Source organism: Staphylococcus sp. EG-SA-10, assembly GCF_017151945.1.
GTDB classification, from domain to species: domain Bacteria; phylum Bacillota; class Bacilli; order Staphylococcales; family Staphylococcaceae; genus Staphylococcus; species Staphylococcus aureus.
Map to the genome: position 1 here is coordinate 44,007 of NZ_JACVZJ010000002.1, position 13,958 is coordinate 57,964.

Below are 13,958 nucleotides of genomic sequence, written 5' to 3' on the forward strand. Positions count from 1 at the left end.
TTTACACTTCGATTCGTTTCAAAGCTTCATAGCGTTTCATACTGCCATCAGCTAATTTCTTAATACTTCTCATCGCTTGTTGCTTTTCTTGTTCTGTCGTAATGATGTAATAACCACGTTCACTAGGTTTATAACTGCATCCGATAGGATAGCCATAATCATATACTAATGAATTGATTACTCTTCGTAACCATCGTTCATTGCTTGAATTATATTCATATCCCAATTGATTTAAGATTTTAGTTTTAGTAATATACTTATTGGACGTATTTTTTATCACATTGAAAACTTGCAGGTGTTCGGTGGGTAAATGATACGTCTCTTTTTCTGCGATACTTTGCATTTCTACACCTCTTTCTTTTAATTATTTCATACCTAAATTATACCATTTTTACAGGTCTAAAACAAACTTACGTTCGCTTTATAGCGCGTTTTATCAATTGTTTAGCTTATCATATATAACACTTATAAAATCATGTTATAAACTTAACGTTAGGCTTTTCACATTAACCTAATATAGAACTTAAGTTCGGTAAAATAACACGAACAAACAGCGAACAAACTTAACTTTTAGGCCTATGCCAAAAACACAAACTTTAGCTTGTATTAGCGTTAACAAAGTTCGCACACCTTGCACAAATCTTGCCATTTTTTCAATTCTCAAAGACTGTATACCTTCCGATTTTAAAAGCCAACACCTTCCGAAAACCTTACCATTTTAAACTGCTATACCTCGTATAAAATCGTAGTATTTTATTAGGAGCCACACACTACATGTGACCCCTCATAACATTATTTACTCAAGCTATAGTAAGACGCTTTTAGATCATTCAATTTACGTTCTAAAGCCTTGTAATCCTCTTGTGTCGCATTCTCATCTTGTACAAACTCAGTTACTAATTTTAATCCCTCAACTAACTCTGGTGCTGGTTCATTGATTCCCGTAGCTAACTGATACAACATTTCAATATTCGCTATCACATCAGTATTACTCGATTGAATGCCCTCAAGTGTATCGGTATCAAATCCATTTTCTAGGTACTCAAACACATCACTATCATTTGATTCTGCATATGTTTGTAATCCATACATAAAATACTCATCTTCAAACAAATGACTAGCCATCATATCACTAATAGAAAGATGTTTACCGTCATGTAATTCATAACCTACATAATGCCCCTCTATGCTTCTTATAAGCCCCTCAGTGTGCTTAGGTGACGCTAATTCAAATGATTGCCTTACTTTACAATCTTTAATATATACATGACCGAATAGCTTGCTGTTCATCATCACGTATACCATATCAAATGGATCATTGTATAACTTAAAGCAACACGGTTGCACTTTACTATGTTCTAATAATCCTGTGTAGTACCTTAGTAACGTGCCTGCTCGTGTTTCAAATTGGTTTACGATAGTTTCTAAGTTCATTTGATTTTCTCCTCTTTATTTATTCTTAATACCATAGGCACCCATGAGGGCACGTCAGTTTGTTGTCCATCTTCTGGATAACAAATAGCTAATGGTAAATTAGGAACTCTACCATCCAACAAATAACGCATTATAAAACTACCTCTATACACTAAATCAAGTTGTTCACTTTTAACTAATTCAATCAACGCAAACATTGTAATTTTGTTCCATCCACTCCAAAACACAATATTCTCATCCTTATCGTGTGTGATACTAGTTCTCCCTATATAGTCGTGATTTATTTCTTTAAACAAATCTTCTAACTGATATATCGGTATCTCCTTATATTCTTTCACATATTCGTATATATACTTTTTAAGTTGTTCTTTATCCATGTGTAACCTCCATATTTATATTGATTGTGTACCATACACAGTTAAATACACACCTTTTTTTACTTTCGTGTACTGGTTAAAACATTGATATATATAGCCTCGTGATAATTAGTACACAAAGTACACAGAAATTTTAGTGATAGTTGTATATTATTTAGAAATCTACGATAATTAATTTATTAATTTTAACTATGACTATATATTTATATGTGTACATTGTGTACTTCGTGTACTATCTGCATGTAACTGTTGATATTATTGAATTTATCGAGTACACATATTTTAAAATTGAGTGTGTACTTGTGTGTACTAATAACTTTCTGTATATGGATTATGTGAAATCGAGAAATCAAATCCTAGTTCTTCAATTATTTCTTTTTTAATCGCATAACCCAGATGCCTTTGAGATTTATGTTTTACTTGTTTTTGAATTCTTTTTTTATCTTTTATTAAATAACCTTTTTTGTCCCATTGCCCTGTAATCGTCTGCATTTCGTGTCCTAATTTATTTTTAACAGTTTCGTTTTTAATACAAAGAAAATCATGTTTATATACCGCTTTAACATCTCCGTAATTTACTGAATCATAACCGTCACCTACAATATTATTTCTATTCGCATCTAAATATTGTAATAGTTCCTCTAACAGTTGCTTAGGTTTATCAATCGTCTTATTGTTTTTAACCATGCTGTCATAGGCTTGTTCGATAATTTTAAAATGGTCATGTTCAAACCCATCAATATCATTCAAAACCTCACCGGTAACTTGTAGTAACGCAAAGGCACGTCCTAAACGTTGCATGATTTCATTACTACCTTTTTGATTAAAATACCGTTGATAGCTCTCAAAAGCGTTCTTATACACGTCTTTTTTAGACTCATATTGTTTAATAAATGCCAACCCTAACGTTCCATAGTTCTCCCTAAACGATTTGTCTAATGTGGTAAAATCAAAATTATCTGGATATGGTGGATCTTGTAGTGTAACTACACGTGCTGATACACCCGCTTTTTCATCAGCCATATTTGCGATAGATGATTCACCAGTAGAAATTAAAATATTTCGCCATTCTTTTTTAGCATTTAGCGTTAAATTAATATTACTTCTCGATTTACTTTCACCACTAGAAAAGTTATATGTGGTACTGGTAACAAACTTAGGATGTGTGTTACGCGTATCATCTTTAAACATTGGAAATGAGTTCAAAAATGACGCCATTGATTCAATACTATTTTGAGTAGAACTCCATGTCGTAATAAGGTCACTGGTTCCCCAAACACTTGATACTAAGTTGAGTGTGAATGTTTTACCTGTGGATGTACTACCTGATATTTCTACAATAAAGGGTTGTAATCCAAATTCTCTTAATAAAACTGAGCCTAAAGATGCATACAACATAACCATTACCATTGGTAAATCTTTTATTTGAGCAAACACCTTTTTAGAGTAACCTTGTAGTGTTCCTTTACTTCGAAAAGAGTCTATTAACTTTTGAAACCCTTTATCATTGCTAAACAACTTGACATTGCTGTCTTTCATTACTTCTTGATAAGGATAAATAAAATAACCTTTCACATGCCCCAAACGCGTTGCAACTTTAACATTTAATGGTGGATTATACCGTTTAGATATATTAATATAGTCAACAAGTTTAGTAGATGTTGACGATGTTACATCTAGCTTTTTATTAACCAATTTCAAGAGTTGACGACTATCTGAAATTTCTTCGGCACTCACAGCTATATTTACTGGCGTTTTATTGTCATAGAAAAGCATATTAAAGCTGACTTCGTTACTCTCAATATCTTCAAAGCGTTCAGTAATTTGAGGGATTGTATTTGTGATAAAAACCTTTTTATCTGGTTCGCCTTCTTTTTTACTTGGTATAAGTTGATATAAGGCAACACCGCATTGATGATGTTCAATTTCATAGCCTTTCGGTATAATTTCTTGTAAGGCACTATCTTTTTTATTAATTTTTTCAATTTTATCAAGTACATCACTTTTACCTGTTTCCATACAAAGCCCCTTTCTAATTGTTATAGTGTTTATTTAATATCGATTGAAAAGTGGCGTTGATTTCTTGTTCTTTCATAGGTGGTTTACATGCGAATTGCCCCCATAATAAAGCAAATGAATAAACAATATAATCATTAACGTGACATCTTAATAAATGTCCAACTAAGCTAGCTAGTGCATTGTTACGATTGCCTTCGGTTGTTCCAAAGCATAACTCTCGCCAATACTTACTATCTCGTCGCGTGTATCCTATGACACTCGGACTAACATTTGATTGTTCATACTCCTTTAACCACTGTTCAAGCATATCAACATCCATAATTGGACAGTCATTCACTCGTTTAATAAATATGTGTCCTTTTTGAATAACTGGTAGTGCAAAACATCTACTTGGCTGATATGAACCTTCATCCACTTTATGACCAATTTTATTTGCTAATACCTTTGAATATTTACGATAATCATCTGCACTTATTCGCTCATTTAGAGGGATATACAGGCGTATTCTAGCTTGTTCAGTTCTGTGCGAGTAACTTGTGTGCCAAAACCATGCAACATTGCTTAAAGCTGAGCTGATTGCTTCATGTAATTGCTTTAAATCATTTATTTCATCATAATCAAGTACAATCACATCTCTGTATATGACATTTTTATCGTTTCGATGCTTTTTGATAATTTCACCATGATCATTTGCACCGTCTTTAATATCACCGTAAACAGCAACACCACGTGCATACTTATAATTCGCTTCTATAGGTACAGACAGTTTATTAACCAACTTACTCCATTTAGGTTTTGAAAAGCTCTTAAATGAACGTGAGTCTAAACTTTCATAATGTACCACTGAAACATGTGTGTCATATTCTAATTTAATTTCATTCATTTTTTGCACCTCTTAATGAAACAACAGAGCAAAGATGTTATAATAAGAATGTGTAATTTCTATATTACTCTGCTACTTTTATTGAATTCTTTGCGTCATCTGATTCCTCGCCAAAGTTCTCAGATGATGCTTTTTCTATTTCATAAAACTTTTCGATAATATTATCGAACTGCTCTATATAGAGATGGAATAAATCAAACATTTGATTATTGTGAATACGTCTCTCATGATAAGAAAATCCCTCTCCAATTAATTCATCTTTATTTAAGACATGATTTGGTTCATATGGATATAGCTCATCAAAATGCCAACCCTTACTATCCTTTAAATCCTCAAAACTATCTTTCAACAACTTTAAATCGCTAAATAAACTTTTAATTTCCCAATCCATTTTTATTCTCCTTTCTCTAATTGAAAATTATTCTTTAATTCTTGTGCGCACCATTTCATTATCAATTCTAAGTGCTTTTCACGACTGATCTCTGAAACCACTTCAATACCATTAACATATTCTGTGTGTTCATAACTTTCCAAATTATTCACGACACTTAACTCAAGTTGATAAACCACGTGTTCTATTACTTCTTTTTGTTCATTATTCATTTTCTAATCCTCCTGTTAAATTAAATCCATAAGTTACTATCATGCCGTACACACTAAAAGCGACATACATATTCGATATTGCTAGTAATAAAATTGTTAACAATGAAACTAAGCAAATATAAGTTAAGTACATTTTCATTGCCTTGCCTCCTACATCCATTTTTTATGACGTGCCTTCATGTACTCCTCGAATCGCGGAATACTGATAACAATCATTGATGATGATAGTGAATAATATAAATCATCAATACCTTTATGATCTTTTTCCCACTCTTTTAAAATACGATTGACCGAACTGTATGAAATTCCAAAAATACCAGCTAGTGCATTAGGTTTCGCAAACAACGGATTTACTACAACTTGTTTTGGTTCTGTAACTGTATTTTCTTTTAATGGAAAATCTTGTAACTTTGTTCTAGGCATTTATTTAACCCCCTCTTTTTCAATAATTCCAAAAAATTCATTTGGTGTTATGTTGAAATATTCACATAACTTCATAACTGTTTTTGTATCTGGATTTTCAGTACGTTCGTGATACAAGCCATGTATTGATGTTCTGGAAATACCAGTTACCGTGCTAAGTTTTGACGCCGTAACTCTATGTTTCCCCATCAACAAACTTAAATTATTATTCAAGATAAGCACTCCTTTCTTTTAGTACACAAGTACTTTTTTGTACATTGAGTACAAAACAAATATTACACACTTCTTTTTGTATTGTCAACACAAAAAATATTGTACTCAAAGTACAACTTATTTATAATTATAATTAGAGGTGATTTATATGACTTTTGGTGAAATATTAAAAAAAGAAAGAGTGAGTTGGAAGCTTTCGGTTAAAGAACTCTCTACTTTATCAGGCGTTTCGCAAACATATATAAGTAAATTAGAAAACGGAAAAAGAAATTTCCCTTCTTTAGAAACAATTTTCAATTTACTAATAGGCTTTAAAACACATATCGAATATAAAATGGGCAGTGAAAGCCCGTTTTATGAAATCAATAATAGTTACTTAGATGAAATTCTCATAATGTTTATAAACTCATCTAATAGTACTATTAGCGATAGAGACCCCAATGAACTTATTACACAATTCAATGAATATTATGATGTTACAATTAAAAAAAAACAGAATGAAAACTCAAAAATTGAAAGTGATATATTTAGTAATAAAATCAAATTGGTTAAAGGGACTACAAAAAAAGAAGTTATAGAAAAGCCTTATTTTGACTTAAATTGGCTACTTACTCAAAATGAATATGAAGTGTTTTTTGACAGAAGCTTTCTCTTAGATAATAATTTTTTAAATAAGAAGCATTTCACAGAAAAAGATATGTATTATTACAACGTTTTAAATGATAACGATTTAAAGACAATTAAAGATTTAATCGTTGTATTTTTACTTAATAAATACAATTACATTAAAAACAAGGATGATTTTTTTAATATCTTTACAAACTCGGAAGATGATAAAACTAAAAGAGACGCCTTATATAAAATTTTATATGAAACAGATTAATGTCATAATTTTCAAATAAATTATATAAAACAGTCAAATTCCTACGTGTCCTAGCACACCTACGTCTTATTTTAAGGTTGTGAGATACATAGTAAAAATGATTCAACCAATATACTCAAGGAGTGATTAATTGAATGTATTAATTGAATATTTACTTTTTACTATATATGCGTTAGTTATAACTATTTTTATCACTCAATGCATATCAATGTTTAAACTGATTGATAACATGTATAACTATGATCATTTAAAGCACTATAAAGAAAAAAATGATGAAGATGACAAGGAGGGATGACAAATGTGGGTTCGTGAAATCACTAAAAACAAAAGTACGGCCTATCGCTATTTAGAGCGCTATACAGACCCTTTAACTGGCAAGTATAAAACAGTATCAGTTACACGTAACAAGAATAATGTACGTAGCCAAAAAGATGCTCAATTAGAACTAAATAGAATCATTGAGCAACGTTTGAAACATAATAGCACGAAACAACTTGAAAAATTAACGTTTCACGATGCGTGTAATGAATGGTTAGAACATTACAAGACACATTCAGGCTCAAAACCAACCACTATTAAAGAAAAGAAAAGTAATACTAATACAGTTAAAAATGCTATTGATAGCAAAGTACTCATCAGCAAGATTACGCACACCTACTTACAAAACATCATTAATGAATGGGCTAAATCACATAGTATTGGCCATGTTCAATCTCTTGTTATTGTTATTCGTTCCGTTTTCAAATATGCGTTTAAATATTATGATCTGCACGATATTAGTGTGTTAGATAAAATAGATATACCTAAGAAAGCCCAAACCAGAAACGAGTTTCAAGCTAAACGTAATAACTATTTAGAAGATAGCGAAGTAAAGGAGTTACTAGAGTGCTTCGACTATCTAATTAAACATAAGCGTCATGCTACGCGTAAACGTAACTATGAAATGGTAAAAGCATTAGTAGAATTTCAAATTAACAATGGAATGCGCATTGGCGAACTCCTAGCAATCAAGACAGACAATATAAATATTGAGAATAAAACACTAGAGATTGACGGAACAATAAATTGGGTTACTGATGCAGAAACTGGAGCATTTGGCGTTAAAGAAACAACTAAGACAAGTAAGAGTTATCGAACAATAGGCCTCACAACTCAAAGTATTAATTTACTTAAAAAGCTCATGCTAGAAAATAAAAAAGAAAATCAGTGGAATGCTAAATTCATAGATAGAGGTTATATATTTACTAACACTGCTGGTAGCCCTATTGACTTAAATAAGGTGAATAATATTATTAAAGAAGCAACAGATATAAGTTCAATTAACAAGCGTGTGACAACGCACACATTACGTCACACACACATATCTACACTTGCGCAATTAGGAATTAACCTAAAAGCGATACAAGAGCGTGTAGGTCACTCAGACTATAAAACCACCTTAGAGATATACACACACGTAACTGATCAGATGGCAAAAGATATGATGAATAAATTGGAAAGAATTGGGGGATAGAAATGATTAATATATATTGTGATGAAAGTTGTCATATACAAAACGATGTTGCAAATATTATGGTCTTAGGCGCTTTATCAGTTGATTCTAAGGATAAAATTAGTATAGTAGATTCATTTAGAAAGATAAAAAGAGAATTTAATATTAAAGAGTCTGTTGAATTAAAATGGACTAAAGCATCAAAGAGTAAACTTGGTATGTATAAAAAACTTATTGATTTATTTTTCAATGAAAGTTTATGTTTTAGGGTAGTAATTGCACACAATAAAAAAGAATTATCATTTTCTTCTGGCGATGATTATAATACATGGTATTATAAAATGTATTTTCTATTACTAGGCAAAATGATTAACAACCCTAATGAGCAATATAAAATATTACTAGATATTAAAGATACTCTTGGAGCTCCCAAAGTGCAATTTCTTCATGAAGTATTATGCAACAACATTTATGATTTTAAAAAAGATGTGATTAAAGAAATGCATCAAATTGACTCTAGAAGAAACGACTTACTTCAATTATGCGATATTTTAATTGGTATTTTTTCATATGATAGAAGAAATTTACAGTCTTCTCCTATTAAAACCGAAATAGTTAACTATTTCAAAAAAAAGGCTGGTAATAGTTTTAATGGCACAAGCCCAGATGAAAGCAAGCTAAATGTTTTTGATTGGGGAGAAAAACAAAATGTATTTAAATGATTTATTATCAGAAATAGATATAAACCTTGATAAAAGAAGTGATGAATTAGACTCTTCATATTCATTTTTTGAGAAATATTTTATGCAAAATGCGAATAAACCTACATTTAAAGGCAAACCCATTTATTTTGAATATGCCAATGACAATGCATTCAAGCATATATGTAGTATAGATGACATATTAAATGGGGATAATGGAAGAGAAAAATATAACATGTATCCATGCGTAAACCATCATGCACATAGATTATGTAATGTAAATTGTTCTATCGCTTCCCCCAATAATCCTCAAGCTTTTTTTCATGAAAACAGGGCAAAATGCATTTATAGAGCAAAGCATCTCCCTTATATTTATTATGTGCTGAAAAATTTAGAACTTTCTAATGAAACAAATATAAAGGTATGGAAAAACCCAGACAAAAGAAAAGATAATAGAAAGAATAATAGATGGAATATATTGTACTCATATTCCAATTTTCATTATCACATTATTTTACAAGAATATTATAAAAATAGTGCTTTACATTCATATAGATTTATTACTGGCTATCCTTTAGTTTTAATAAGCGAAATAAAACGACTAGAGAGTAATTACAAAAAAGCAATAAAATAAATAAACAAAAAGACATAAAAAAAGCTTCCTTAGATCGTAAGGAAGTCGTGCTCCTTCTACACTGGGCAGATGAGTCATTAATATTATACCCTAAAATACTGGATTATATCAATATATAAATAGTTTTTCTTGACATGTATATAATAAGTAGATAATAAACTACAAATTATATACACATTCCACAATAGCTTTTAGGTTAAAATGTTACTGCAGTTGCTTTTTTATGCCTAAACTTCCACACTCTGCGAATTTTTTGCGAACTTTCCAAATAAAAGCACACAAAAATAACCCCTTAGGTATATGCCTACGGGGTTTGACAATAAATTATATATTATTGTTCTTCTTTAACATATGGTAATAATGCCATATGACGAGAACGTTTGATAGCTGTAGTCAACATACGTTGATATTTAGCTGAAGTACCAGTTACACGACGTGGTAAAATTTTACCGCGTTCTGAGATAAAACGTTTTAATAATTCAGTGTCTTTGTAGTCGATATGTGTAATACCATTTGCTGTGAAATAGCATACTTTTTTACGACGACGTCCGCCTCTTCTTGGTCCACCTGCCATGATTGTGTGCCTCCTTTGATAATTTTTTCGCTTTAATTTCGTTAATTTTTATTAGAATGGTAAGTCATCATCACTTATATCAATCGGTCCGTTTGCATTTGCAAATGGATTATCAGATTGTTTCGTGTTTGATGAATTATTGTACGAATTGTTTTGTCCTGATTGTTGACCACCGAATCCTTGACCGTAATCTTGGAATTCATTTTGTTGACGTTGGCCACCATTTTGTTGCGCATTTTTAGGTTCAAGGAATTGAACACTATCACACACAACTTCAGTAACAAACACACGACGACCTTCTTGATTTTCATAATTACGGGATTGTAAGCGACCATCTACACCAGCTAAACTACCTTTAGATAAATAGTTATTTACATTATCTGCTTGTCTTCTAAAAACAACACAGTTAATAAAATCTGCTTCGCGCTCCCCTTGAGCATTCGTGAACGTACGATTTACTGCAAGAGTGAATGTCGCTACACTCACACCTGAGGGAGTGGTTCTGTATTCCGGATCTTTCGTTAAACGACCTACTAATACAACTCTATTTAGCATTTAAACGCCCCCTCTAATTATTACTTGTCTTCGTCTTCACGAATAACCATGTAACGAATGATATCGTCACTGATTTTAGCTAGACGTTGGAATTCGTCAGTAGCTTTGTTGTTATCAGATTTAACACGTACGATGTTGTAGAAGCCATCTTTGAAATCATTGATTTCATAAGCTAGGCGACGTTTACCCCAGTCTTTTGCTTCTAAAACTTCTGCACCTTCAGTAGCTAAGATACCGTTGAAACGTTCAACTAACGCTTTTTTAGCATCTTCCTCAATGTTTGGGCGTACGATGTACATAACTTCATATGTTCTCATTTTATATTTGCACCTCCTTGTGGTCTATACGGCTTATCAATCTTAAAACAGATAAGCAAGGAATAATTTTCATTACTCACAATAAAGAATTATATCATGCGCCATTACTTTTTACAATAATAATTCAAACTACTCTTCATATCATTTTTGACATTAATTCATTTGAAATTTTCTATGATATTTTTAAAAATACACTTCACAAAAGCGAACGCATGTTCTATAATAGCTATGAGGTGGTAAGGAATGAATTTAAATATTGATTGGTCTAAAGATTTTCAAGAATTCCAAGAGATACTTAATAGTGGCATTCATCCTGAATGGCTTTATTGTGCAAAGGCTAATCTTGTTTTAGTTCCTGCTTATACTGGCGAAGGCAAACAATTTTTCAGCACTCAAGATATTATTAACGCGAGTAAAATTATTCCATTCTTTTAATAAATTATAAGCATAATTAAAAGAGGCGAACAATTGATTCCGCCTCTTCTACATATATTCTATTTAATTAACTTCACTCTATCGTTTATACATTAAATCTGAAATGAACGATATCACCATCTTGCATAATATATTCTTTACCTTCTAATCGTTGTCTTCCCGCTTCTTTAGCGCCACTTTCGCCACCATATTGTACATAGTCGTCATAACTTGTTACTTCGGCACGGATAAATCCACGTTCAAAATCAGTATGAATGATACCAGCACATTGAGGTGCAGTCATACCTTGTTTAAATGTCCAAGCACGTACTTCTTGCACACCAGCAGTAAAATATGTTGATAATCCTAATAATTCATAAGTTGTTCTAATTAATCGATCTAATCCTGGTTCTTCGATACCTAAATCTTCTAAGAACATTTCTTTATCTTCATCATCTAATGTAGCAATTTCTTCTTCAATTTTTGCACTAATAACAATCACTTCAGAGTCTTCTTGCGCTGCATATTCACGAATCGCTTTTACTTTATCATTATCATCATCACCAATTTCATCTTCACCAACATTAGCGATATAAAGCATTTTTTTAGAAGTCAGTAATTGCGCTTGATTCACCCATTTTTGATCTTCTTCATTAAAGTCAATACTACGAGCGGGTTTACCATTTTCTAAAGCTTCTTTAATAGTTGTTAAAATACGCACTTCCATTTCAGCAGTCTTATCTTTTTGACGTGCCAATTTTTCAATTCTAGGTAAGCGTTTTTCAACTGATTCTAAGTCTGCAAGTACTAATTCCATATTGATAACTTCGATGTCATCAATTGGATCAACTCGACCAGCTACATGTGTTACATTATCATCGTCAAAAGCACGAACAACCTGACAAATTGCATCTACTTCTCTAATATGTGATAAGAATTTATTACCTAAACCTTCACCTTTAGAAGCACCTTTAACAATTCCGGCAATATCTGTAAATTCAAATGTAGTAGGTAATGTTTTTTTAGGTTGAACCATTTCTTCTAATTTAAGTAGTCTTGCATCTGGCACTTCTACAATACCCACGTTTGGGTCTATAGTTGCAAACGGATAGTTTGCTGCCAAGGCACCCGCCTTTGTAATTGCATTAAATAATGTTGATTTACCAACGTTTGGTAAGCCAACGATACCTGCTGTTAAAGCCATGAATCATTCTCCTATCTTTGTGTATCATCCTGAGATACGATGATTTTTTTTAGTTTTTTATCAAACGTTTGACGTGGAATCATAATGCTTCGTTGACAATTTTCACACTTAATTCTAATGTCAGCACCCATTCTAATAATTTTAAAACGATTGGTTCCACACGCATGTTGTTTTTTCATTTCTACTATATCATTTATTCCATATTTTGACGCCATTAAATATGACCTCCATGTATTATAAACTACTAAACACCGTTTTCACTATGATTAAAAGGTGTCATTATTGGTTGTGGTGTCTTAATACCTTCTTGTAAAAACATTTTTTGTACTTCTTTACGAATAATACGCGCACCAGAGAAACCTTCACCTGGTATAGTTTCTGCTGAAACCCTTAATATTACTCTAGTATCTTCAAAGGCATCAATACCAATCACAACAGGATCACTTACAAATAAATAATATTTACTACGCAGAGATGTAAATAATTTGTTTAATTTCTTCTCAACATTATCAATATTTTCATCTACAGATACTGGAATTTTAACAATTGCTGTTCCATTCGTAATTGAGTAATTCGTTATTTCACCCATACTACTATTTGGCAAGATTGTAAGTTCCCCAGATATTGTATTAATGCGTGTTGAACGGAGTCCAATTGATTTAACTGTTCCCTCTGCTACAGTTGTACCACCGTTATTTATCTTAACATAATCACCTACATCAAATTGGCTTTCAAATATAATAAAGAATCCTGTAATTACGTCTTTAACTATAGTTTGAGCACCAAAACCTACTGCTAAGCCTACGACACCAGCACTGGCAATTACCCCTTCAACACTAATGCCAAATTTACTTAAAATGGTAGTGATAACTATAAACCACACGATATATTTAACAACATTTTGCACCAATGATATTAATGTTTTGGAACGTTTTTTATTACCCTTTTTACTCTTGTTTTGTATTTTAAATCCTTGGGCAATCATTTTATCTAGTATTTTAATTACGATTAATGCAACGATAATATATATAATTATCATCGCTAATTTAGTAGCGACACTTTCATATGTTTCAATTTTAGTTAATGGTTCGAATAGCGATGAAATAATACTCATAACTTGATCCATAATTAGCGTTACTCCTTTCTATATAGTCTCAAATAATTTTATTAATATTGTTGTATTCTTCCAACCTACTGAAGTCGCATCATCTTCAAAGAATATAGATAACTAT

The 13,958-nt window shown here is 31.6% G+C and carries 21 protein-coding genes; 5 read left to right on the forward strand and 16 right to left on the reverse strand.

Annotated elements, in window-relative coordinates; all coding sequences use genetic code 11:
* Position 1: 1 nt before the first annotated feature.
* The 10 genes from IDG45_RS02275 to IDG45_RS02320 form a co-directional block, all read right to left on the reverse strand.
* The gene (locus IDG45_RS02275) at positions 2–343 is read right to left on the reverse strand and encodes a hypothetical protein (RefSeq protein ID WP_001190614.1); all 342 of its coding nucleotides are present in this window, start codon (positions 341–343) and stop codon (positions 2–4) included.
* Positions 344–792: 449 nt separating this feature from the next.
* A complete protein-coding gene (locus IDG45_RS02280) occupies positions 793–1,434 on the reverse strand; it encodes a hypothetical protein (RefSeq protein ID WP_001047697.1) in 642 nt (213 codons plus the stop codon).
* Positions 1,431–1,811 carry a hypothetical protein gene (locus IDG45_RS02285; RefSeq protein ID WP_000356942.1) on the reverse strand — a complete coding sequence of 127 codons (381 nt, stop codon included), beginning with the start codon at positions 1,809–1,811 and terminating at the stop codon, positions 1,431–1,433. The genes IDG45_RS02280 and IDG45_RS02285 overlap by 4 nt, the downstream gene beginning before the upstream one ends.
* 309 nt (positions 1,812–2,120) lie before the next feature.
* Entirely contained in the window at positions 2,121–3,830 is a 1,710-nt protein-coding gene (locus IDG45_RS02290; RefSeq protein WP_000447469.1) for a DUF927 domain-containing protein, read from the reverse strand.
* A gap of 13 nt (positions 3,831–3,843) precedes the next feature.
* On the reverse strand, positions 3,844–4,713 hold the full coding sequence (locus IDG45_RS02295; RefSeq protein ID WP_001002702.1) for a primase alpha helix C-terminal domain-containing protein: 870 nt from the start codon (positions 4,711–4,713) through the stop codon (positions 3,844–3,846).
* A gap of 64 nt (positions 4,714–4,777) precedes the next feature.
* Entirely contained in the window at positions 4,778–5,104 is a 327-nt protein-coding gene (tscT, locus tag IDG45_RS02300) for a type II toxin-antitoxin system toxin TscT (RefSeq protein WP_000383747.1), read from the reverse strand.
* Positions 5,105–5,106: 2 nt separating this feature from the next.
* A complete protein-coding gene (tscA, locus tag IDG45_RS02305) occupies positions 5,107–5,316 on the reverse strand; it encodes a type II toxin-antitoxin system antitoxin TscA (protein ID WP_001058495.1) in 210 nt (69 codons plus the stop codon).
* Positions 5,309–5,455, reverse strand: a complete 147-nt coding sequence (locus tag IDG45_RS02310) for a hypothetical protein (RefSeq protein WP_000784887.1) — start codon at positions 5,453–5,455, stop codon at positions 5,309–5,311. The genes tscA and IDG45_RS02310 overlap by 8 nt, the downstream gene beginning before the upstream one ends.
* An 11-nt stretch (positions 5,456–5,466) precedes the next feature.
* Positions 5,467–5,739, reverse strand: a complete 273-nt coding sequence (locus IDG45_RS02315; RefSeq protein WP_001138298.1) for a helix-turn-helix domain-containing protein — start codon at positions 5,737–5,739, stop codon at positions 5,467–5,469.
* On the reverse strand, positions 5,740–5,952 hold the full coding sequence (locus tag IDG45_RS02320; RefSeq protein WP_001063624.1) for a helix-turn-helix domain-containing protein: 213 nt from the start codon (positions 5,950–5,952) through the stop codon (positions 5,740–5,742).
* 148 nt (positions 5,953–6,100) lie between these two features.
* On the opposite strand from IDG45_RS02320, the gene IDG45_RS02325 reads away from it, so the two are divergent.
* The 4 genes from IDG45_RS02325 to IDG45_RS02340 all read left to right on the forward strand — a co-directional run bounded on the left by IDG45_RS02325 (position 6,101) and on the right by IDG45_RS02340 (position 9,662).
* Complete coding sequence (locus IDG45_RS02325; RefSeq protein ID WP_000142630.1) at positions 6,101–6,835, forward strand: helix-turn-helix domain-containing protein; 735 nt, start codon at positions 6,101–6,103, stop codon at positions 6,833–6,835.
* Between the two features lie 298 nt (positions 6,836–7,133).
* Positions 7,134–8,348 carry a tyrosine-type recombinase/integrase gene (locus tag IDG45_RS02330; RefSeq protein WP_000270126.1) on the forward strand — a complete coding sequence of 405 codons (1,215 nt, stop codon included), beginning with the start codon at positions 7,134–7,136 and terminating at the stop codon, positions 8,346–8,348.
* 2 nt (positions 8,349–8,350) lie between these two features.
* Positions 8,351–9,049, forward strand: coding sequence for a DUF3800 domain-containing protein (locus tag IDG45_RS02335; RefSeq protein ID WP_000608381.1), 699 nt, complete (start codon positions 8,351–8,353; stop codon positions 9,047–9,049).
* Positions 9,036–9,662, forward strand: coding sequence for a hypothetical protein (locus IDG45_RS02340; protein WP_000281092.1), 627 nt, complete (start codon positions 9,036–9,038; stop codon positions 9,660–9,662). The genes IDG45_RS02335 and IDG45_RS02340 overlap by 14 nt, the downstream gene beginning before the upstream one ends.
* A gap of 331 nt (positions 9,663–9,993) precedes the next feature.
* Here the strand turns inward: IDG45_RS02340 and rpsR are convergent, their stop codons facing one another.
* Genes rpsR through rpsF form a run of 3 tightly spaced genes read right to left on the reverse strand, consistent with a single transcriptional unit; the run spans position 9,994 to position 11,108 of the window.
* Entirely contained in the window at positions 9,994–10,236 is a 243-nt protein-coding gene (rpsR, locus tag IDG45_RS02345; protein ID WP_000897044.1) for a 30S ribosomal protein S18, read from the reverse strand.
* A gap of 51 nt (positions 10,237–10,287) precedes the next feature.
* Entirely contained in the window at positions 10,288–10,791 is a 504-nt protein-coding gene (locus IDG45_RS02350) for a single-stranded DNA-binding protein (RefSeq protein WP_000934799.1), read from the reverse strand.
* Between the two features lie 20 nt (positions 10,792–10,811).
* A complete protein-coding gene (rpsF, locus tag IDG45_RS02355; RefSeq protein ID WP_001261460.1) occupies positions 10,812–11,108 on the reverse strand; it encodes a 30S ribosomal protein S6 in 297 nt (98 codons plus the stop codon).
* Positions 11,109–11,351: 243 nt separating this feature from the next.
* Here rpsF and IDG45_RS02360 point away from each other — a divergent pair, with 243 nt between their 5' ends.
* Positions 11,352–11,543: a hypothetical protein gene (locus IDG45_RS02360; RefSeq protein WP_206171539.1), complete on the forward strand. Its 192-nt coding sequence runs from the start codon at positions 11,352–11,354 to the stop codon at positions 11,541–11,543.
* A gap of 85 nt (positions 11,544–11,628) precedes the next feature.
* Here IDG45_RS02360 and ychF read toward each other — a convergent pair whose 3' ends face one another.
* From ychF to IDG45_RS02375, 3 genes are read right to left on the reverse strand one after another with little or no spacing between them, the layout of a single operon-like run.
* Complete coding sequence (ychF, locus tag IDG45_RS02365; protein ID WP_001218732.1) at positions 11,629–12,726, reverse strand: redox-regulated ATPase YchF; 1,098 nt, start codon at positions 12,724–12,726, stop codon at positions 11,629–11,631.
* Positions 12,727–12,737: 11 nt separating this feature from the next.
* Positions 12,738–12,941, reverse strand: coding sequence for a DUF951 domain-containing protein (locus IDG45_RS02370; protein ID WP_000157348.1), 204 nt, complete (start codon positions 12,939–12,941; stop codon positions 12,738–12,740).
* 29 nt (positions 12,942–12,970) lie between these two features.
* On the reverse strand, positions 12,971–13,852 hold the full coding sequence (locus IDG45_RS02375) for a mechanosensitive ion channel family protein (protein WP_000373075.1): 882 nt from the start codon (positions 13,850–13,852) through the stop codon (positions 12,971–12,973).
* Positions 13,853–13,958 lie beyond the last annotated feature (106 nt).

Bases quoted from the DNA above. Each gene is read 5' to 3' on its own strand.
- IDG45_RS02275 (WP_001190614.1), bottom strand. From the start codon at position 343: ATGCAAAGTATCGCAGAAAAAGAGACGTATCATTTACCCACCGAACAC.
- IDG45_RS02280 (WP_001047697.1), bottom strand. From the start codon at position 1,434: ATGAACTTAGAAACTATCGTAAACCAATTTGAAACACGAGCAGGCACG.
- IDG45_RS02285 (WP_000356942.1), bottom strand. From the start codon at position 1,811: ATGGATAAAGAACAACTTAAAAAGTATATATACGAATATGTGAAAGAA.
- IDG45_RS02290 (WP_000447469.1), bottom strand. From the start codon at position 3,830: ATGGAAACAGGTAAAAGTGATGTACTTGATAAAATTGAAAAAATTAAT.
- IDG45_RS02295 (WP_001002702.1), bottom strand. From the start codon at position 4,713: ATGAATGAAATTAAATTAGAATATGACACACATGTTTCAGTGGTACAT.
- tscT (WP_000383747.1), bottom strand. From the start codon at position 5,104: ATGGATTGGGAAATTAAAAGTTTATTTAGCGATTTAAAGTTGTTGAAA.
- tscA (WP_001058495.1), bottom strand. From the start codon at position 5,316: ATGAATAATGAACAAAAAGAAGTAATAGAACACGTGGTTTATCAACTT.
- IDG45_RS02310 (WP_000784887.1), bottom strand. From the start codon at position 5,455: ATGAAAATGTACTTAACTTATATTTGCTTAGTTTCATTGTTAACAATT.
- IDG45_RS02315 (WP_001138298.1), bottom strand. From the start codon at position 5,739: ATGCCTAGAACAAAGTTACAAGATTTTCCATTAAAAGAAAATACAGTT.
- IDG45_RS02325 (WP_000142630.1), top strand. From the start codon at position 6,101: ATGACTTTTGGTGAAATATTAAAAAAAGAAAGAGTGAGTTGGAAGCTT.
- IDG45_RS02330 (WP_000270126.1), top strand. From the start codon at position 7,134: ATGTGGGTTCGTGAAATCACTAAAAACAAAAGTACGGCCTATCGCTAT.
- IDG45_RS02335 (WP_000608381.1), top strand. From the start codon at position 8,351: ATGATTAATATATATTGTGATGAAAGTTGTCATATACAAAACGATGTT.
- IDG45_RS02340 (WP_000281092.1), top strand. From the start codon at position 9,036: ATGTATTTAAATGATTTATTATCAGAAATAGATATAAACCTTGATAAA.
- rpsR (WP_000897044.1), bottom strand. From the start codon at position 10,236: ATGGCAGGTGGACCAAGAAGAGGCGGACGTCGTCGTAAAAAAGTATGC.
- IDG45_RS02350 (WP_000934799.1), bottom strand. From the start codon at position 10,791: ATGCTAAATAGAGTTGTATTAGTAGGTCGTTTAACGAAAGATCCGGAA.
- rpsF (WP_001261460.1), bottom strand. From the start codon at position 11,108: ATGAGAACATATGAAGTTATGTACATCGTACGCCCAAACATTGAGGAA.
- IDG45_RS02360 (WP_206171539.1), top strand. From the start codon at position 11,352: ATGAATTTAAATATTGATTGGTCTAAAGATTTTCAAGAATTCCAAGAG.
- ychF (WP_001218732.1), bottom strand. From the start codon at position 12,726: ATGGCTTTAACAGCAGGTATCGTTGGCTTACCAAACGTTGGTAAATCA.
- IDG45_RS02370 (WP_000157348.1), bottom strand. From the start codon at position 12,941: ATGGCGTCAAAATATGGAATAAATGATATAGTAGAAATGAAAAAACAA.
- IDG45_RS02375 (WP_000373075.1), bottom strand. From the start codon at position 13,852: ATGGATCAAGTTATGAGTATTATTTCATCGCTATTCGAACCATTAACT.